This is a genomic window from Spirosoma litoris, assembly GCF_054776755.1.
The window spans coordinates 665,416-686,020 of sequence record NZ_BAAHBI010000035.1 but is presented as its reverse complement, the minus strand read 5'-3'; the positions used below and the strand labels follow the sequence as shown (position 1 = coordinate 686,020).

The following is a 20,605-nucleotide window of genomic DNA, read 5'->3' as shown; positions in this document are numbered from 1 at the left end:
TTATCTAAAGTAACCTAGTGTCTTCGACGTGGTCATCCATAGTTATTGAATACTCGTGGCATAAGTAAAACACTTATCTGTAAATCCAGGAAGTTTCTCCAATTTTCATTTGTCATTCACATTACACTAATTTCTACCATGAACCAGTCAATGAATCCAGAAAAAATACCCGTAGGTGTAGTCGGACTGGGACTGATGGGTTGTAGTATCGTAACATGCCTCTTGATAGCCGGACATCCGGTTGTGGCGGTTGCTCCGCTTCCAGTCGATATGGAAACCGCTGAGCCGCGCATTCGGGAACATCTGGCAAAAGCTTATCAGGAAGGGCTGTTCACACAAAACCCGGAATCATATCTTCAACAACTAACTATTACAGAGGATTATAGCCTTCTCAAAGACAGCAAAGTCGTGATGGAGTGTACGCTCGAAAACGTCGCGATTAAACGATCGGTCTATGAGAAAATCGAAGCCGTTGTTGCCGAGAATGCCCTTATTACCAGCAATACGTCAGCTATTCCGATTAGCCTGCTTCAGCGCGAGGTCCGACTTCCTGCGCGGTTTGTGGGTTTGCATTGGGCAGAACCCTCACATACAACTCGATTTCTGGAAATTATTTGTGGAGACCTGACCGATATTCTAACGGCCGAATGGCTCTATGAGTTGTCGCACTTATGGGGGAAAGAGCCGACGTTGGTTCGGAAGGATATTCGAGGATTTATCACCAATCGCCTAATGTACGCGATGTATCGGGAGGCCTTTAATCTGGTCGAAAACGGCTATGCGACGGTTGAAGATGTCGATCGGGCCTGCCGAAATAATGCCGGCTATTGGATGACTCTCGTGGGCGTTTTCCGATGGATGGACCTGACGGGCGTGCCTGCTTACCACACGGTTATGAAGGATTTGTTTCCGACGCTGAGCAATCAGACAGAAGTCCCCAAGCTGATCGACGATATTGTACAGGCAGGCGGTAAAGGGGTTTTAAACGCGCAGGGCTTTTATGACTACACACCCGAAGAAGCCAAGCTTTGGAAAGAAACCTACGAAGAATTCAGCTACGATATTCGTCGGCTGGCGCTCAAATACCCGGTCGATGTCGTGAAAAAGAAGCTAGCTCGCGACGCTGATGACTAGTTTTTTTGACAGGATTTTCATAATTTTTTATTCCAGAAGCTGTTTAAACTTTCTTATTGCTATTGAATTTGAATCGTTTTTTGTCATCCCGACGCCAGGAGGGATCTTCGGCAACTGGTTATTTACCGAAGATCCCTCCTGGCGTCGGGATGACAAAAACAGCCCAGATTCTTCTATAAAAGGAAAAGTTTAAACAGCTTCCCAGTAAATAATCCTGTTAATCCTGTCGAAAAAAGATCATGTTGGTGATTGGAACGGTGACAGTAATCGGGAAGCGTTTTTACGGATAAAATAAGATCCGATCCCGGTCCGTAATCCCATCTAGTACGTTATGCCAAGCTCAGCCACTACGGGCAGATGATCTGAAGCATACTGCTCATCAATTACTCGGGTTGACAGGCTTTTAAACGTGCTCCCCGGTTTGAACATGATAAAATCAATAACACGATTGGGCTCTTTAACTGGAATTGTGGGCTTGCAATCCAGACAGCTTCGGGTAAAATGCTGGTCCAGCAGACCAATGACTTTACTGTCGGGTTGCGCATTAAAATCGCCCGCCAGAATTACGGGAAGCGTAGACTCTTTAAACAGGTTTATGATTAACTCTGACTGGGAGAGTCGATTAGGCTCTTTTAAATCGAGGTGCGTACTGGCAAAGATGACCTTTTCCCCCTTGGCTACTTCTGCAGTTATGGCGGCTATCGTTCTGGTTTCTCCACCAATTGCGGGGTCGATAGGCAGAGTCAATCGTGTTGAGTCGATTATCGGAAATCTGGATAGAACGGCTACGCCATAATCACCGCCCTGATGGTCGATGGCTTTCGAAAAAAAGTAGTGCATTCCCGTTAATCGGGCTAGTTCTTTTGCCTGGTGTAATCCTTTCCCCGAACGTTCCGTATTCACATCGACTTCCTGGAGGGCAACAAAATCTGGCTTTTCATTAGTGATCACGCGGGCAATAGCCTCTACCTCAATTTTGGTCCCGGCCGATGGCGGATTGCAGTGGTGAATGTTATAAGTCATCACCTTAAGCTTTTTCAGCTTCTGGACAAAAGGGCCTTCGCCAGCATACGTTGCCAGTGAAAGGAAGGTAAAGAGCAAGCCAATAACTGTTCTCATATGAAGGGGGTTATGCAATAAGTTTGTGTCTTTGCTACGATTACGCCTTTGCTTTTTTGGGAATGACATATTTCCCTACTACTTCGCCATCATCACGAATCATTTTTAGCGTCAGCTCTTTTGGGGTAGCATGGAGCTTTATTAACGTTCGATTCCCTTCCAGCGGACCGCCACCAATTACGATGGGATAGTTATGCAGCGCATCAGGATCATGCGTGCCATAACGGTGGGTATGCCCCGAAATCTGAAGATCGATTTTGGCTTTGTTCAACAGCGGTCCGAACACTTCGCGGCCATGCATAGGGCCATGCCAGTCGCCAGAATGGTAGGGCGAAATGTGAATTAGAACGATTCGGAAGGGCGCTTTTTTAAACTCAGGACTCTCAATTTCCTTTTCCAGCCACTTTTTCTGCGTTTCCCGGTACCGATCAAAGGCCGACAATCCACCATATTCAACACTATCATCGCCTTTATCTTCGCCCGAATCCAGCACAACAAACCGGACCGGCCCATGGGTAAACGCATAGTAATACTTGTCTTCAGGATATGCAAAATAGGCCGGAATGTGCCGGGAAAAACTCCCCCGACATTCATGGTTTCCCTGGGTCAAAATGAAAGGCATTTCAGCGGCAAAAATATCGACCGACGGTTTAATCAGATGATCGACGATCTGACTTTCTTCGGTAACCCAATCAAAGCAGTCGCCGTTAAACACCACGAAATCATAATCTCGTTTGTTGCCCGTATAGCCGTGTCGGTAAAGCAGTTGCGGAATAATCTGTGGTCGATCGTGAATATCGTTGAACACCACCATCTTGAATTCTTCTTCATTTTCGGCCGGTGTTTTAAAGCCGTACATGGGGCTGCTAATGGTTTCGCCAAACTCAACCTTCGAGCCTTTGTAACCCAGAACTTCGGTCGAAACGATCTTGTATTTATGCTCGGTACCCGGATTGAGATTAGAGAGTGTAATTTTATTGATACGATTATTAGCCTCAATCAATCCGTTGACATACCCAAATTCCCGCTTGCTAGTATACGTTCCGGCTCCATATTCGACCCAGCTAAAGCAGTTTTTGTGCGTAATCCACATGATTGTCACGTCATGCGTACCCATGTTTTGAAGATAAGGACCAGCCACGAAATGATTTTTCTCTTCCGCTGGGGCAACAGCTGCGTCATTGGCTAAAACCGGGGCAATAGGAAGCAGACTCAGTGCCCCAAGCTGCGACATTTTTTCAAGGAATAATCGTCTATCCGAAATCATTGTCATGAAGTAGTTAAGGAAGTTCAGTATTCGAAATGGCCCGTATTGGTTTTCACAAAATAATCAAGCTTTTTTCTACCCTGTGAAGGGCTCAACAGCGTAGCGTCGGTAGATAAAAGCAGTGCACTTTTTCCGGCGTGCCGTAGGTACGCGACCCGTCGCGTACCTACGGCACGATAGATAACTCAGAAAACCCATTTCCTACCGACGCTGCGCTGTTTGATCCCTACGGGATTTTGCTCGATTAATTAATCAAAACCAATACGGGCCATGACGAATACTGAATTTATATTAGTCGAAGGAATTAGTTCCGTTAAAATTAATTACTCCCAGTTCGGATTCTGAGTCAGGTTGGGATTCAGCAAAAGCTCCTGTGTCGGAATGGGATACAGGTAATCCCGCGCTTCGTTAAATTTCTTGGTAATATGTCCATTCACGACAATATTGCCGCCTTTACTGCCATTTTCCAGCAATATTTCGCTGCCTAACTTGAGGAGTTGAGCGCCAGCAACTGTCGGCTTGGTGCCCTCATAGATGACCAGATCAATTTTTCCATTTTTATCCAGATCATAGCTCCCAGGCCCCGGAAAATACATCCCCTTGAAGGTTTTGGTAAGCAATTGTCCTTCCTTCCAGCGAATGAGATCATCCCAGCGGAAGAAATTTTCCATCACCAGCTCAATACGTCTTTCCCGTCGAATTTCCAGAATTACCCCCGTGTTACTTCCACTTAACTGGGTATACTGCTGCGCCTGATAGGGGTCTGGATTCGCATTGGCAATCGTCAGGTTGATATTTGGCATGCCGACCCGATCGCGGGTTAGTTTGGTTGATCGGTCCAGATCGGCCTGGGTTAAGGTACCTCGCTCGGCTTTGGCTTCGGCAAAATTCAAGAGCACCTCGGCGTACCGAAAAATGGGCATATCGGTAATATCCTTACTGTAAGTATCCCACTTCGGTGCCGAAACGAACTTGATCAGCTGATAGCCTGTAACCGTAGCCCCAAATTCCGGAGTCAACGGGGTACTTTCGCCAATTCGGGTGTAGCCCGGTGTTCGGATGGTTTGCGACAAACGAGGGTCCCGGTTTTGTACTTCGTCATAAAACTGCATGGTTTCGTACCCTTTGATATCCGTAAAACGCGACCCATCGGCCATTAAGTAGCTGTTCACCAGCTTCTTCTCCAGGCCCGGTTTCCCGTACGATGCGGTCATCGTGTAGTAATTCAGATTATGATAAACCTGTAATTCATCACTGAAATCCCGCGCCAGAATAACCTCATCTGGGATGGCATTATCGGACGAAAACAGCTTGCCATAGGCTGTAGCTGGTGTAGCTTTGTAGATCGTATAGCCACTGTTTGTCATTAGATTCTCCGATGCCGAAACGCATTCATCCAGAAATTTATCAGCACCGGGGAGGTTGAATTCAGGGTGGTACTTCCGGAAGGTGCCTTCGTATAAAGCCATTCTGGATTTCAGGGCAAGGGCGGTCCATTTGGTAATGCTGTTCACCTGCCGGGAGCCATCAAGGTTGGCAATGGCATAATTGATATCGGCCATCACCGAGTCCATCACCATAGTGCGCGGGTCACGTGCTTTCGTCAGCATCTCCTGATCCGACACCTCAATGGCGCGGGAATACCAGGGAACATCGCCAAATCGCTTGACCATGCCAAAATAAAAATAGGCTCGGAAGAAACGGGCCAATCCATTGTATTTGGCTACCGCCTTGGTATCCGGGCATTTGGCAGAATTAGCCAGAAAGTAATTGATATTTCGTAAGGTAGTCCAGCTCCAGCCTCCCCCACTGGTTGGCACAACTCGTGTTCCCTGCAATTCGTCGCGAAGGCTATTCTTCACCACATTGTCAACATCCTCATTATACACATCCTCGGCAGATGGTAGGGCATTGTAAAACGAATTGGTGTATAGCAAAAGGTCGTTTTCGGTCTTGAAAAAAGTTTCAGGCGAAATCGCATCCTGAGGAACCAGGTTCAGATCGCAGGCAGCCAGACCAATGGCTACGGCTATGAGACTAATTAATTTTTTCATCTAACTATGGAGTAAATCGGTTTAGAACGTGATGTTCAGGCCAGCAGAAATGGTTTTCGACAAGGGGTATGTTCTGCCGTTGGTGGCATCACCATCCAATTGCTCAGGATCAATGTATTTGGAGCGGAGTGGTGTGTATGTCAGCAGATTTTCGCCACTCACATAAATACGGGCTCGTGGTATCCAGATTTTCTTGGTAAGCTGCTCGGGAAAGGTGTAGCCAATCACCACGTTTTTCAACCGGAGGTAACCCACATTCTGAATGTATCGGTCATTGGCTGCGTTCAAATCTCCTCCCCCATTCAGGGCGGTATAGCCTCTCAGAACCGGGAAATACGCATCGGTATTGGTGGGCGTCCAGACATCGGCTTCGAAATTCTCAGGAATAAAAGAGTAATACGGACGGGAATAAGGCCCCCAGAATTTATCGGCATTGTTACCGGGGTACCAGTTCTTCCGTAGAATACCCTGCGCCAGTATTGACAGGTCTATCCCGTTCCAAGTAGCACCCAGGTTTATGCCATAGCGATAGCGAGCCCGGTCGTTACCAATCACTTTCAAATCGCCATGATTAGCCAGCGTGTTAGCCCCCTGATCTATTTTACCATTGCCATCAATATCGATAAACTTAAGATCACCCGCCTGCAATTTGCTCCAGTCGCCGGGTGCGCTCAGTCGTTGCTTATTAACAATGGTTTGATCAACAGTGTAGGCTTGCGCTTCTTCGTTGGTTTTGAAGTATCCGTCAATCGAATAGCCCCAGATATCGCCAATTGTCTGGCCTTCGTAGCGGCTCGACAGGATTTTGTTTGGGTTATCATACCGGGTAATCGTCGATTTAGAATCGGAAAGAATAAAGGAGGCATTATAGGCCAATGCTTTACCCCCCACTTTAACCTGATCGCGCCATCCGATGGATAGTTCGAAACCCTTGGTTTGCAAATCCCCGGCATTTTGCGTGGGCACCGTAGCACCATACACTGCAGGCAGCACCTGACCTGGAACCAGCATTCCGGTTGTATTGCGGATATAGGCATCCAGCGACATATTCAGTCGGTTTTTCAACAAACCCGCATCCAGACCAAGATTGGACGTCGTGGCCTTTTCCCAGGTAAGATCGGGCGAAATTGGGTTGGGGTTATTGACATACGTAAGCTTTTGCCCATTATTTATCCAACTCGATTGAGCCGTTGGCATGATGGGTATGTATGGATAAAAGCTCGCCGAGTTGGTATTAGACGGTAACTGGTTGCCCAACGTACCATAGGAAGCTCTGATTTTCAGGTTATCGACTACCTGTTTCAGCGGTTCAAAGAAGCTTTCTTCGCTAAGCCGCCATCCTGCCGAAACCGATGGAAAGAAGCCATAGCGTCGGCCCTGACCAAAGCGGGATGTTCCATCGTAACGGCCATTCACTTCCAGAAGGTACTTGCCAACGTAATCATAATTCAGGCGGTAGAATGCCCCGAACAGCGAGTACTGATAGGAATCTCCAGCCGAAAGTTGTTCGCCGGTGCCCAGATCCAAATCATTGAGACTTTCTGAGAGCAGATTTTTTCGAGCACCAAACAAGCGCTGGTGTTTTCTGGATTCGTAGTTTACCCCCGCCGTGGCTCCAACATAGTGTTTTCCAAATGTCTGGTTATACGAAGAATACAGGTTCGTGACGTTTGCAGGGTCAAACCACATGGTCTTGCGGTACTGATCGGTATTGTAATTGGGTACCGTGGCCAGGATTCCCGGCTGAATTGAGTATTGCGCTACGGCAGACCGGTACCAGTCATCGGCGATATAAAAGGAATAGGAGTAGTTACCCACCAGATTCCAGTTCTTGGTAAAGTCGATGGTAACCGAGTTGATGGCGGTCAGTTCGTGAACCTTCTTTTCGCCACCAGCTACGCCTTTCAACAGGTTCGCGAATAAACCATCGCCGATGGAATAGTTATTTTTCAGCGTGTTATAGGTAGCCGTACCATCTGGGTTCGTAGGTGCGTAGGCTGGCAAGGCATGTACTGTAATGGCCACGAAATTGGCATTGGCACCGCCTTCCAGACCTGGATAGGTATATCTCGAATCGAAGTACTGGATGTTACTACCCACTTTGAGCCAAGGCGTCAACTGTGCATTAATCTTGCTGCGAAGGGTGTACGACGTGAATTTATCGGTATTGATTTTCATGATCCCGTCCTTCTCAAAAATTGACCCCGACAGGAAGTAATTCACCTTATCTGTTCCGCCCGATAAATTGATGTTATGCTGTTTGGATGGTTCGGTTGTATTGAAGAGCGTATTCCACCAGTCATAATTGCCGTAATAGTTATAGATGTCTTTGCCATTCACATTTTTAACCACCGTCCAGGGACGAGCCGGATTTTCAACTTTATCGTACCGGCGGGCTTCCAGTTCTTTATAATCTTCTTCAGAATAACGGGTGTAGCTGTTGCCGGTAGCTCTGGTAAACGCTTCGTCGTTCATCCGCACATACTCGTAGCCATTAGTCAGGAATTTGGTACTAACCGTTGGCGCCGACCAGCCATAGTTGGTACTATACGAGATGGTTGTTTTGCCGTTCTTGGCTGTTTTGGTTGTTACCAGAATAACCCCAAAGGCACCCCGTGCGCCATAAATAGCCGAGGCAGCGGCATCTTTCAATACCGATACCGACTCCACATCGGCGGGGTTGATTCGGTTGATATCGCCCGGAATCCCATCGATCAGCACCAACGGCCCTCCTCCATTGATAGACGTTTCTCCCCGAACGTTCAGGTTACCGCCCTGCCCTGGCTGACCCGTACTGAACGTAATGTTCAGGTTAGGCACCATGCCCTGAAGAATCTGGGACATATTGTTCAGCGGTCTGTTTTCCAGCTCTTTAGCTAAAACCTGCGAAACCGCTCCGGTCAGATTCACCTTCTTTTGCGTGCCATAGCCCACCACTACTACTTCACTCAACGAGTTGTGTGTTTCCTTGAGGGCCACCTTCAAATTTGTCTGGTTATTCTTCACCGGTACCTCCAGCGTTTCATAGCCAATGAACGAGAAGGAAAGGGTTAGCTCGTCGCCAAAATCGGGAATGCTAAGCGAAAACCGACCATCCGCATCGGTTGTGGTTCCTCTTGTGGTTCCTTTTACCACAATGCTCACACCCGGCAATGGCTGGTTGCTGGCAAAATCGTTGACCTGGCCGGACAGGAGTCGCCTGGGCTGTTCAAACACAACAGGAACATTGATCCGAAAAATGGGAACAGACAGCAGACTTGTTTGCGCATTGCCTTTTTTCAGAATAATCTGTCCGTTAACTACTTCCCAGGCTACATCTAACGAGGTGAATAACCGCTGGAGCACACTGGCTAAACGTTCATTGCGCGCACTGATCGAGATTCGTTTATCGGCCCCAATTACTCGGGGGCTGTACACAAAGCGAACATCGACAGCCTTTTCAAGTTGCTGTAATACAGTTCGTACCGTTTCGCTTTCTACTGTAATGGAAACGGGTCGGCTCATCAGGTCTGGTGCTGAAATGGGCACAGCCTGGACTAGACTAGCATTCAGCAGGATGCTGAACACTAGCGAAAGTAAACATTTCATAAAGTGTAATTGATTGAGTAGTTCTCGGTTTAAGGACAGCCCCGACTGCTGACCTGGATTTGGGTACCTTTGGTTTGGTAGGTAGCGCCGATGGATAGGCAAATCATATCCAACTGGGCTGATAATGGTTGATTAGCCAGATTGGCCGTTAGCGTGCAATTGACGAGTGCCTGCTCGTCGAAGGAGATATGTATCCCATACACATCGTCCAACTCCCGAAACACCCTGGCAACGGGCGTATCGTCGAATACAAAATGCGTTTTGATAGCCTCTGGCCGTAGAACTACCGGATGGTCGGCCAGCGATTTTACGATTCGCTTGTCGGCCAGAAAGTACGTAGCTTTTTCGTTGGGTTTCAGCACCATATCAGACGCAGCAGCCTGGTTGTCCGTTTGTTGATAAACAGCCACCCGTCCCGTCCGGACCACTACCTCGGCGGTGGGCTTATCTGCTTTAGCGACAATGGTAAAACTGGTTCCCAGTACCTTCGTGACCAGCCCATTGGCATACACCAGAAAGGGCTGTTCTGGATTTTTAGTGACTTCAAAAAATGCCTCCCCATTCAACTGAACCTCCCGCCGATTGCCCGTAAACATTGACGGATACTGTACCTGACTACCTGGCTTTAGGGTAATGACACTACCATCCGACAAGGCTACCCGAATTGGCTGATCAGACTCGTTTGTTTTACGTACCAGCTCCAGTTTGCCTGTCTGCGCAGTCAGGCGTCCTGAATCTGTTTCGCGCCCAGGGTTCATCAGAAAATACCAACTCAGTCCAATCCCCAACACCAGAACAGCCGCAGCAGCCAGACGATAGAGGCCTATCGGCATCGCCCTAACGTTAGTCGACGGTCTGATCTGTTCGGCTAACTGCTGCCAGTAATGTTCGATAAACGCGCGCTTATCGGAAGCAGATCGAGTCAATTCGGCTTCAGCGTCCAGCGCGTCGTACCAGGCTTCCACCTGTGTTCGTTCGCTATCGGATGCTTCACCGTTTTGGTACTTGGTCAATAAGGCCCGGAGTTGTTGGGGGTCCATTTTGTCAGTCAATGGCAAGCCCTTTTTTGCAGCCGCCTTCATAAGAGAGACGGGCAACTTGAAAAATTCCCTAAGCCTTTTATGTTAAGCTTTTGTTAACGACCGAACAGGACTGTCAGCACAACGGCTGTGGCATAGTCGTGCAGGTTTGCACGAAGGAAGGTAAGCGAGCGGGAAAGATGATATTCAATTGCTTTCTCGGAGAGGCCAAGCCGCAGGGCAATTTCGCGAATAGGCAGTTGCTCAAAGCGGTTCAGAATAAATACTTCGCGCGTTTTGTCGGGTAATTGTAACAAAGCCTGATTGAGCGATTCAGTGAGTTCACTAAACTGAACCGTATTAGCCGTGTCGAGTGTACCAACAGACGAGGTATACACAAAGTGGCTGGCATACTGTTCGCCGTGTAATTGCGTGCGAACGTGGTCAATAATAAGGTTTTTAAGCGAAGTGGTCAGGTAAGCCGTCAGGTTACTGATCAGGAGTGTTTTGCGGTTTTGCCAGAGCCGGAGAAACAAATCCTGGGCAATATCGGCAGCAACATCTTCATCGCGGAGTTTACGATTGGCCAGGACAAAAAAGTCGTACCAATGGCGTTTATACAGCGTTTGGAATGCCTCTTCGTTGTCATAACGAAGCAAAGCGACTAGTTCGTCGTCATTCAGCGTTTGCTCAGACATAGCCACAAAATTGGCATTGACGGCGCACTAAACAGCCAGACGTACGTTAAGTTTTTGTGAATTATCACCCGCTTAAATTACACACTTCGCCCGGAGCGATTACCAATATCACCCACTGAACAACTCATTGATTAGGAAAAGCCACAGGTCATCAGCTCTGGCTTACGACTACAAACTCGGCACCCCACCACAGATTCATTACTTCAAATACGGCCCCAGGACCTTGGCCCACCGCTGATACCCTTCGGGCAGCATGTGCAGGCTATCGGGTTTGAATAATTCAGGGACAGGCTGGCCCGCTTTTGTCAGCATCACTGGGCGAATGTCCACAAACTGAGTGTTCTTTCGTTTCGCCAGATAGTCTTTAATAAGCTGATTGGCAATGTCGTTTTCCGGGAAAAACTTCCGGCGCGATGGGCTGGGTTTTATCGAAATAAACGTAAACAGCACATTCGGCAATTTCTGGCGAACATGCACAAACAAGGCCACAAACCGTTCGAAGGTCTGCTGACCAGTTAGTTTACCCGTAGCAATGTCATTTTCACCCGCATACAAAACGACCTGCTTCGGATGATAGGGCACAATAATTCGGTCAGCGTATTGCAAGACTTCGTTTAACTGAGAGCCTCCGAATCCCCGTTGAAGAATCGTCTTTTTGGGAAAATAGTCGGCCAGATTCTCCCAGAGTCGAATAGAGGAGCTACCCGTAAAAACAATTGGATTGTGCGGTGGCGGGGTAGTTTGATCCGTTTTTTCAAACGCCCGAATCTCATCCTCGAAGGGTGTACTCTGTCCTATCGAACAGAGTGGAACTAAGAGCAAAAAGAATAATCTCACCATTGAGTTAGTAAACTTTATGTAGGTTATGCAATCCAAAATCTAAACCTATCAATTAATACCCAGGTATCATCAACCTTCTCCAGCATAATTAACTCTCCCCTTCCACAAGTACTACCACAAATAAAACTACCAAAAAAAAGTGCTTTCGTTTTATCAATATTGTAAGCAACTCTAGACAGTCCGAAGATATAATAAGTCAATGAGTCATTATCACGCCGAACTTTAGGTAGCTGCTTACGGAATTGGGATAGTAGCTGTATAGGATAACGAACCTTAAATTTCGATGGCTGCAAAAAATCCTGCCTATGACGAGCCGACTGCTTGACGTTTTCAAATAGCGAAGCCCAGGCCGGATGTTTCGCCTTATGACATGCTGCGGTATCTTTTAGATACTTGCAGCGCTCGCCTAAGTTGCTTACTATCCATAACCAGGTTGTTTCAGGGTGAATCTCGTTTGTTATACTCTTAGTTGAATCCTCAAGGATAATTGTTTCGGCCGATGGAGTATTTCTATAAAATAAGAAACTCTCCAGATATGTAGAATATATCGCATAATCCTCGTTGGTAAGAGGATCAGCGGAATCTGCTGATCTACATGCGACAGTGCATAGACTCAGACCAACTAAGAGTATAATAAGGTTCTTCATCACCTACCGGCATGGGAAATTTACCTGTCCTTATGTAGATTAATGAAAGTTATGTTTTCCATATTTCGCCCATTCAGATAAAAGGCAGGACAGTCTCTAAACTCATGCCCCAAAGATTCATGTATTTTTTTCGCACACCGAAAAATTTGCTTGAATCTTAAAGATGATTCAGCATTTATTAGGAAACATTGCGGGATCTGATCAGCTACTTTCTAACTTTAGAAATCGTTAGGCCGACTAAAACAATTTGGCGTATATGAATAAATTGAAAAAGATGTCAAATAAAAGGCAGGACAGTCTCTAAACTCATGCAATGAGAGCCTTTTATCAGAAAACTCCTGTCGCTCATGAGGTTGTCCATAACCCAGTTATACAGCAAAAATTTATCAGAAAAATAATAGACAGTAAGCTTAGTATATGTTATTGACAACCCTGATAACTATATGTATAAGTAGTCGTGATAGTAGAAGTTGGTATTAATTACAACCAAAGACAAAAACACATTTGAGTGATTCTGTAATTTCACAAATAACTTATTTAGTAGCAATTATTTCTACAGTGAAATTAGCCAAGAGGCTTTTAAGCTTAGATCCAATACACACCAGAAGACAATCACGAGTTTCTTATTATTTATGAGAATTACGCTCAACAAAACCCTTCCGATACTATTAGGCTCATTCTTTATCTTGATATACACATTGCTAAGTAACCCGTCCTTTGCATCGCACGTGGTAGGTGGCAATTTAGAGATGGTCAATCTTGACAAGGTACCAGGTCGTTATAGAATTGCCCTAAACATGTATTTTGATGATATAAATCAAGACGTAGGGGGAGCGCCTACATCAGATGTTCTAATACTTGTTTATCGAAAATCAGACAACAAAAAAATCACCAGTTTTTATATACCTGGGCTTTCCCGCCAATCAGTTAATTATACCAATCAGACTTGCGCAACGTTGCGGCAAATTAAAACTTCCCTTTACCGGTATGAAGACATTGTCAATTGGAATCCAGCAGATTATAATGATCCTGGCGGCTACTATATGACCTGGCAGTATTGCTGCAGAAATGGAATTATTGACAATATTAAGAATCCGTCACTTACGGGACAGACCTTTTACTTAGAGTTCCCGGCTTTATCTCAAAATGGGAAAGTGTTCCTCAATTCATCTCCCATTTTTGGTCAGATTGATGGAGAATTCCTATGCGTTGGCGATCCATTTTGGTTTTCCTTTGATGCTAAAGATGCTGATGGTGATGAGCTACGTTATTCGTTCGCTACGCCGTTAGACCGCCTAGATCCCAATGTGAGTGTAGGTAGTCAAAATGGATTAGACGTCCAATGGATTTCGGGTTTTAGCGCGGATAAGGCTATTCCGGGTACACCTCCATTGACAATTAATCGCCAGACAGGAGAACTAACTGTAACACCAACGCAACTAGGCTTATTTGTTTTTACGGTAGTAGTAGAAGAATACAGAAATGGTCAGAAAATAGGGCTTGTTCGTCGCGACTATCAACTGCTTGTAGTAGATTGCCCTCCCACCTCCCCTCCCGATCCAACAATAACAATAAATAATCAGCCTGCTACAACAGCTCAAATCTGCGAAGGTGCAAGCGTAGAGATGAAGGCCATTACCAATAGCAATTGGGCTTATCAGTGGAAAAAAGACGGTAGTTCTATTCCAGGCGCTACCTCTCCTGTTCTAACAGCAACCGAAAGTGGCACTTACCAGCTTACTACATCGCTCAAAAATCAGTGTTCAAAGTCACGTCGCTCAAATGAGGTAAAATTGACCGTAACAAAACAACATTTTAAGCTAAAGTCGCCAAATCCCTTAAGAATTTGTGGGCCATCAGGGTCAGTAGAGTTAGAAGCCTTATCGGGTGTTGGTTTGACTTATCAATGGTATTTCAATGGAAAACTTCTACCCGAAAATACGTTTACCCTTATAGCTAATCAGCCTGGTCCCTATTGGGCAGTTGTACGCGATACGAATCAGGGATGTACGTCTTTTTCTGACACAATCCAACTGACTAGAACAGCTTTACCTGTTGCATCAATATCTCCACAGCGGTCGACAACGGCAATCTGTAGCAGTGATTCGTTAGTGCTTACTACCCCCTATCAACTTAATTATCGTTATCAATGGTCGTTCAATGGTACATCCCTATCTGGTGTCACGACCAACATGCTTGTTGTTCATCAGGCAGGGCAGTATACAGTTACCGTCACAGATTCAACAACCTGCCAACTGGCAAGTCCGCCGTTTACATTAGCAGTAGTACCCAGTGTAACTGTTACCATAGACTCCATTCCTAAGCAATGCGGCTTTTTAGGGAATAGTATTCTACTAAAAGGCAGCCCATCAGGTGGTTTCTTTGCTGGCCCAGGTGTATCAGACGACAAATTTGAACCGATTAAAGCCGGAGTAGGTCATCATACGCTTACCTATACTATAAAAAGTGATTTATCCTGTCAGCAAGGCACAGCTCAACAGGTTGCTATAGTATCTGCCCCCTCTGTTGTTATCTCTCCTGCTCGATCTGTTACCGAAATTTGCGCTGGAGATTCATTACAGCTAACTGCTCAAACATCACTCAATGCAGTTATTTATTCATACAAGTGGCTACTTGACAATATACCACTGTCGGGGAAAGAAACTATAACGGCAAAACAGGCCGGTACTTATCAGGTGAGTATAGTAGATACTGATGGTTGTCAGGCACAATCACAAACTTATTCACTGATGATTACACCGACAATCCATGTGCGTATGGACTCGGTACCCGCTTTTTGCGGCTCAGATCACTCTCCTATAACCCTTCAAGGCTACCCTGCCAACGGAGTGTTTAGCGGTCCAGGAGTTACTGGAAATCAGTATGATCCACGTATAGCAGGCATTGGAACACACCTTTTAAAATATACGGTCAACAGTTCGTTTGCCTGTCAAAATGGTACGACACAGCGACTAGGACTAATTCAGTCTCCACCTGTAGTCGATTTAGGACCAGATGTAGAAATTTGGCGCGGCTCCTCCATTCAACTTCATAGTGGTTCCCAAGGGACTTATCAGTATCAATGGACACCCCCAACGGGCTTGAGCAACTCAGCTAGTTCAGATCCAACTTGTACACCGGAACAAACCAGTAGCTACACCTTGACCGTTACGGATAATCTCGGATGTTCAGCAACTGATAATATTGTCATTACTGTTTATGAGCGTATATGGATTCCGGATGCTTTTTCACCAAATGGCGACGGCATGAACGAAAACTGGGAGCTACGTGGTATTGAAAGTTATCCACTTGCCGAAGTCACTATTTTTAACCGTTGGGGAGAAATTATATTTTTCTCAAAACAGTACAAACAGCCTTTCGATGGAACGTGGAAAAATAGCCCATTACCCACAGGGGCTTACATCTATCAAATTAAGCCTTCACCATCGCAAGCAGTTTTACAAGGCAGTGTATTTATTTTGAAATGAATCTATAACAATTGAATCGAATATAGGCCATGGTAGACCGTCTTATCTTTCAAATAAAAGGCAATACCGTTTCTAAACTCATGCCCCGAGAGCCTTTTATCAGAAAACTCGTGTCGGTCATGGGGTTGTCCATGATCCAGTTGTGCAACGAAAATTTGTCGGGGAAATAATAGGCTTTGGGCAAGTAACCCAGTGCATAATGCATGTCTTTCCCGGCCAGAATAACCAGATCGAACTTACTGTCGGCAATGAGTTTGCCCAGTGCCGCATGTTCAGCTTCGCTTTCCTCACCGAGTTCATACATATCGCCCAGAATGACCACTTTGCGCTTGGCCGGGGTAGCCGCAAATTGGCGGATCGCAGCCGCCATTGAGCTTGGGTTGGCGTTATAGGCATCGAGCAATACGGTATTGGTCCCTTTGGTAATCACCTGCGAACGGTTGTTAGTCGGGTTATAATCGGCAATGGCGCGGTTGGCTTCTTCAACTGACACTCCGAAATAATCACCAATTGCTAAAGCGGCCAGCATATTCTCGAAATTATACCGACCCGGCAAATGTGTTGTCACTTCCTGTCCGGTCAAATTACGATAGATCACGACGGGCGACTCCTGTAGCAATTCGATTGGCTCGTCAGCAGCCTCTGCTGCAGGATAGAAAATGGCTTCAGCTGCCGTAGATTCGGAACGAGTATCTTTCAATCGTTCGCGATACATGGCCATTAAGGTTTTATCACGGGAATTGATAAAGACCGTTTTTCCGTTCTGAATCAGGTAATCATATAACTCGCCTTTCCCTTTCCGAACGCCCTCAATACCACCGAAACCTTCCAGATGCGCTTTGCCAACATTGGTAATCAGACCATGCGTGGGTTGGGCAATGGAGCAGAGTAATTCTATTTCCTTCTGGTGATTCGCTCCCATTTCCACAACAGCCAGTTCGCACTGTTCATTTAAGGAGAGCAACGTCAAGGGCACCCCAATGTGATTATTCAGGTTGCCAACGGTAGCGTAGGTTCGGTACTTTTTCGATAAAACAGCTGCGATAAGTTCTTTGGTGGTCGTCTTCCCGTTAGACCCCGTCAGGCCAATAACTGGAAAGCTAAACGTTTGCCGATGATGGCGAGCCAGGTCTTGCAAAGCGGTTAGACCATCGGCCACCAGCAGACAACCCTCCTGATCCCGCTCTGCCACGGCGGGGTCATCGACCAGCGCATAGCGGGCACCCTGGGCCAGTGCCTGTTCGGCAAATTGGTTCCCGTCGAATTTGTCACCTTTGAGCGCAACAAACAGACAATCAGGGGTAATTCGGCGCGTATCGGTCGACACTCCGGTGCATTCCAGAAATTTATGGTAGAGTTGTTCAGTTGTTACCATCACATTCGGACCAGTTTCTTCGTTTTCAAATCAGGTTTCGCTCCAACCGCGAAGGCGCAACGAAAATTTTGCAGTGCGTCCTCTGCATAACCTCTGCGCACTTTGCGCCGGGCCGCCGTAGCGGTTAAACATGCCCAAAATTAGATGAAAAAGCTATTTACGCTTTGTTTTTTGCTGAGTCCCCTGTTCAACTATGCGCAGTCGGGCGGGGCAATTGGCTTTCGGTACGACCAAAGTCCAACCGTTACGGTGAATTCAAACGTGTTGCTAAGCCCCTGGGCGGGTGGACTCAACGCCCCTCAGTACTCAACCATTCGCTTAAACGATGATACCCGCGACGACCTGGTGGTATTTGATCGGACAACGAACAAGGTTAGTACATTTATAGCGGTCGATAACCCAACTGGTAGCGGAACGGCCTGGAAATATGCCCCCGAATACGAAACGGCCTTCCCAACACCCTTGTATAACTGGCTATTATTGGTCGATTACGACTTCGATGGGCGCAAAGACATCTTTACAACCAGCGCCAATGGCATCGCGGTCTATCATAATGAGTCTCAAGCCGGACAGGTATCGTTCAAACTAACCATCGATCCACTTTTAACCATTGGCCTTAGTGAAACTAGTCAACCGGTCTATGTTGCCAATACGGATATTCCGGTCATTACCGATTACGACGATGACGGCGATATCGACATTATCACCTTCGACGCGGACGGAAACATCCCAGCTTACCAGCAGAACATGAGCGTTGAAAAAACGGGTAAGAAAGGTGGGCTGATTTTTCAGCGCACAGGCGGTTCATGCTGGGGACACTTCCACAAAGAGTTTTGCAACGATTTTACATTTAATTATCAGTGCGATGGCTCAGGTCGGGTGTCAGCAACTGCAAGCACGGCGAAGACGAGCAAGGTCGATCCAAGCCGAGCCAGACCTTTACATTCAGGCAACACGCTTACGGTAGTCGATACGGATGGCGATGGAAAGAAAGATCTTCTGTTCGGCTTTGTAAGTTGCGAAAACCTGGCTCGCCTGCGCAATGATGGCGCCAACTCCGACAAAGCCAATTTTACGAGTTACGACAGTTTGTTCCCCGCCGTCAACCCAGTTCTATTTCCGGCATTTCCAGCCGTATTTTTTGAGGATGTAGACGCCGACGGGCAGAAGGACTTAATCGCATCGCCCAATGTAACGGCAAACGATAACTATGCCTTTGACTTTCGGGCATCTAGCTGGTTTTACAAAAACAAGGGAACAACACAAAAACCTGACTTCCAATTAACCCAGAAAGATTTCCTGCAAAGCGACATGCTTGATCTGGGCGAACGGGCTGCCCCCGCCCTGGCCGACCTGGATGGCGATGGCGACCTGGATATGCTGGTTGGTTACGACGGAGTCGGGCTGGGCAGTAACTACCGCGCCAGTATCTGGCAGTTCGAGAACAAGGGCACAACCCAAAACCCAGCCTTTGTACTCATCACAACCGATTACCTCGGTCTATCAAAATCCTTGACGTTGACGCATATCGTTCCTTCCTTTTTCGATGTCGATGCCAACGGCAGTATGGATCTGATAATTACCGGCACCTCTACCCAGGCGATTGAGATTCGTGTATTGATCAATGGCTCAGCCAAAGGAGTTGCCTCACAATACAACCTTGCCGGAGCCTTACGCTGGCCAACCCCCGATTTAATGGGAGCACTCGATCTGCTCACGGTAGCTGATGTTGACAAAGATGGAAAGCCCGATCTGTTAATCGGTAGCAACAGCCTCGGAACGATTCGCTATTACCGCAATGCCGGAACAGCCGCTAGTCCCACCTTCCAGTTGCAAAATCAGACCTTCGGAGGTATCAAACCTGACCTGGCGTTTAATAATACGCACTCAATTGTTGTGGCGGACTTAAATGGTGATCAGAAAAACGAATTAATCTTAGCCGAAAGCAATGGAAAGGTTAGGGTTTACCAGTTTCCCGACCCAACGAGTCAATCTACCCTCACGTTGATCGATTCCCTCGCGTCCATCGGGTTGCCGGGCACGAGCCTCATTGCTACCGTTGCCGATCTCGACGGCGATCAACTCCCCGATCTGATGTTGGGAACCCAGGCTGGCGGACTTCGTTATCTGAAAAATACATCCAAAAAAGTGGTCGTAACAGGTGTACCAGAAGAAGTAACAGGCCCCTGGACATTTCCAAACCCAACGGATCGGTACCTCACGGTGCGCCCGCCCTATGCCGGCACGATAGAAGTTCTTTCTATATCTGGCCAAACAATGCTCCCAGCACAAACGGTCGCGATTGATACCGATACCACAATTGATCTGGGTAGCCTTCCAGACGGAACGTATTTAGTACGACTTATGGGGGCAAATCGGCCAGCACTGGTACAAAAAGTAGTGGTCTGGAAATAAGAGAACCGTGTTTTGGCCCAGGCGAAAGTCCTGGAACATAATCTCATCAGCGATAAAATCTAGTGTAATCGGACAATGTACATAGGAACACAACTGGCCGATGCACAGGGAAGTGCCGTACAACTTACCGGAGCCACATAGGATGTGGTAACAGTACTGCAACCACTTAGACTAGCCGAAACAGTATGGCTTACTCCATCCGCATTCAGCCCTGTCAATAAAAAACTCGCCGTTGGCTGATTGGCTACTACCGACACTGTTGTTGAGACATTACCATCTGTAATGACCAAATTCCCGGCTACTGCGTTATGTAGACTTACTGTACCGGTCAGGGTGTATTGATTCGAGCTGGCATTGCAACTGCCCGGCGTGGCCGCCATTGTCAGCGAGCAGATGGGCGTACAGCGCAAAACACTCGCCTGATTGACTCCAGTATACTGTCCCGGTAGAATTTGATTCAACCCGTTATTAGCCGGAACGGCATTAAAACTGCTGAAATCAGGGTTAAATAGCAGCGTGGGATTTCCATCTGGATTACGTATCTGAAAGATGATCGTACCGATACTCACCCAGTCGGTACTGGTAATAAGCGGACAGCTAATCGACGAACTGTTAAGCACCATCGTCAGGTTAAATAAACCAGGGCTCGATCCATCAAAACTATGGGAATCCCAAAGCGATTGGCCTCCACAAAGAGAATTGTTATCGAAATTAAGAGACTGATAGCTGGCAAACGTCAACGAACTCGGATCATAACTTAGAAAAACCGAGGACGTACCAATTGAAAATGAAGTGGCGTCACTTGCCCGAATCTGGATGGTAGCTAAATACTGACCCTTCTCACAATCAACTTGAGTCGACAGTCGAAGGTCAGCTGTTTGTGCCAGCAGCCTGGAAGAGACTACACCTATCAACAGTATAGTCATGAAGAGACTAATCCTTTGCATTTGAAAAGGGTTTA

General features: G+C 46.8%; 13 protein-coding genes. 3 read left to right on the top strand and 10 right to left on the bottom strand.

What is annotated here, in order from left to right; translation table 11 throughout:
- The first annotated feature begins 138 nt into the window (after positions 1-138).
- Positions 139-1,134, top strand: coding sequence for a 3-hydroxyacyl-CoA dehydrogenase family protein (locus ACYVGR_RS22170; RefSeq protein WP_460960751.1), 996 nt, complete (start codon positions 139-141; stop codon positions 1,132-1,134).
- A gap of 321 nt (positions 1,135-1,455) precedes the next feature.
- Here the strand turns inward: ACYVGR_RS22170 and ACYVGR_RS22165 are convergent, their stop codons facing one another.
- From ACYVGR_RS22165 to ACYVGR_RS22130, 8 genes are all read right to left on the bottom strand, one after another.
- The gene (locus ACYVGR_RS22165; RefSeq protein ID WP_460960749.1) at positions 1,456-2,253 is read right to left on the bottom strand and encodes an endonuclease/exonuclease/phosphatase family protein; all 798 of its coding nucleotides are present in this window, start codon (positions 2,251-2,253) and stop codon (positions 1,456-1,458) included.
- Between the two features lie 40 nt (positions 2,254-2,293).
- Complete coding sequence (locus ACYVGR_RS22160) at positions 2,294-3,520, bottom strand: metallophosphoesterase family protein (RefSeq protein ID WP_460960747.1); 1,227 nt, start codon at positions 3,518-3,520, stop codon at positions 2,294-2,296.
- Positions 3,521-3,843: 323 nt separating this feature from the next.
- On the bottom strand, positions 3,844-5,574 hold the full coding sequence (locus ACYVGR_RS22155) for a RagB/SusD family nutrient uptake outer membrane protein (RefSeq protein WP_460960745.1): 1,731 nt from the start codon (positions 5,572-5,574) through the stop codon (positions 3,844-3,846).
- Positions 5,575-5,595: 21 nt separating this feature from the next.
- Entirely contained in the window at positions 5,596-9,162 is a 3,567-nt protein-coding gene (locus ACYVGR_RS22150) for a TonB-dependent receptor (protein WP_460960743.1), read from the bottom strand.
- 29 nt (positions 9,163-9,191) lie between these two features.
- Positions 9,192-10,244: a FecR family protein gene (locus ACYVGR_RS22145; protein ID WP_460960741.1), complete on the bottom strand. Its 1,053-nt coding sequence runs from the start codon at positions 10,242-10,244 to the stop codon at positions 9,192-9,194.
- A gap of 53 nt (positions 10,245-10,297) precedes the next feature.
- A complete protein-coding gene (locus ACYVGR_RS22140; RefSeq protein WP_460960739.1) occupies positions 10,298-10,879 on the bottom strand; it encodes an RNA polymerase sigma-70 factor in 582 nt (193 codons plus the stop codon).
- Positions 10,880-11,077: 198 nt separating this feature from the next.
- A complete protein-coding gene (locus ACYVGR_RS22135; protein WP_460960737.1) occupies positions 11,078-11,719 on the bottom strand; it encodes a GDSL-type esterase/lipase family protein in 642 nt (213 codons plus the stop codon).
- Between the two features lie 23 nt (positions 11,720-11,742).
- A complete protein-coding gene (locus ACYVGR_RS22130; protein WP_460960734.1) occupies positions 11,743-12,366 on the bottom strand; it encodes a hypothetical protein in 624 nt (207 codons plus the stop codon).
- 956 nt (positions 12,367-13,322) lie between these two features.
- On the opposite strand from ACYVGR_RS22130, the gene ACYVGR_RS22125 reads away from it, so the two are divergent.
- Positions 13,323-15,854, top strand: coding sequence for a gliding motility-associated C-terminal domain-containing protein (locus ACYVGR_RS22125; protein ID WP_460960732.1), 2,532 nt, complete (start codon positions 13,323-13,325; stop codon positions 15,852-15,854).
- A gap of 49 nt (positions 15,855-15,903) precedes the next feature.
- Here the strand turns inward: ACYVGR_RS22125 and ACYVGR_RS22120 are convergent, their stop codons facing one another.
- Positions 15,904-17,229, bottom strand: coding sequence for a UDP-N-acetylmuramoyl-tripeptide--D-alanyl-D-alanine ligase (locus tag ACYVGR_RS22120; RefSeq protein ID WP_460960730.1), 1,326 nt, complete (start codon positions 17,227-17,229; stop codon positions 15,904-15,906).
- A gap of 144 nt (positions 17,230-17,373) precedes the next feature.
- Between ACYVGR_RS22120 and ACYVGR_RS22115 the strand changes: the two genes are divergently transcribed.
- Positions 17,374-19,644: a T9SS type A sorting domain-containing protein gene (locus tag ACYVGR_RS22115; protein ID WP_460960728.1), complete on the top strand. Its 2,271-nt coding sequence runs from the start codon at positions 17,374-17,376 to the stop codon at positions 19,642-19,644.
- 59 nt (positions 19,645-19,703) lie between these two features.
- Here the strand turns inward: ACYVGR_RS22115 and ACYVGR_RS22110 are convergent, their stop codons facing one another.
- Positions 19,704-20,591 (bottom strand): hypothetical protein, encoded by an 888-nt coding sequence (locus tag ACYVGR_RS22110; RefSeq protein ID WP_460960726.1) that lies wholly within the window; start codon positions 20,589-20,591, stop codon positions 19,704-19,706.
- Between the last annotated feature and the right edge of the window lie 14 nt (positions 20,592-20,605).